Source organism: Enterobacter sp. K16B (assembly GCF_020216105.1).
Taxonomy (GTDB): domain Bacteria; phylum Pseudomonadota; class Gammaproteobacteria; order Enterobacterales; family Enterobacteriaceae; genus Enterobacter; species Enterobacter sichuanensis.
The window spans coordinates 1-475 of the sequence record NZ_JAIWJZ010000181.1; the positions used below are offsets into that span (position 1 = coordinate 1).

Genomic DNA, 475 nt, shown 5'->3' on the forward strand with positions numbered 1-475 from the left:
CCACAACGCCTTCCTCCCCGCTGAAAGTACTTTACAACCCGAAGGCCTTCTTCATACACGCGGCATGGCTGCATCAGGCTTGCGCCCATTGTGCAATATTCCCCACTGCTGCCTCCCGTAGGAGTCTGGACCGTGTCTCAGTTCCAGTGTGGCTGGTCATCCTCTCAGACCAGCTAGGGATCGTCGCCTAGGTGAGCCGTTACCCCACCTACTAGCTAATCCCATCTGGGCACATCTGATGGCAAGAGGCCCGAAGGTCCCCCTCTTTGGTCTTGCGACGTTATGCGGTATTAGCTACCGTTTCCAGTAGTTATCCCCCTCCATCAGGCAGTTTCCCAGACATTACTCACCCGTCCGCCACTCGTCACCCGAGAGCAAGCTCTCTGTGCTACCGTTCGACTTGCATGTGTTAGGCCTGCCGCCAGCGTTCAATCTGAGCCATGATCAAACTCTTCAATTTAAAAGTTTGATGCTC

General features: G+C 54.7%; 1 rRNA gene. It reads right to left on the reverse strand.

From position 1 onward, the window contains the following. Positions 1–460 (reverse strand): 16S ribosomal RNA (locus LDK53_RS22360); the annotation flags it as partial. Between the last annotated feature and the right edge of the window lie 15 nt (positions 461–475).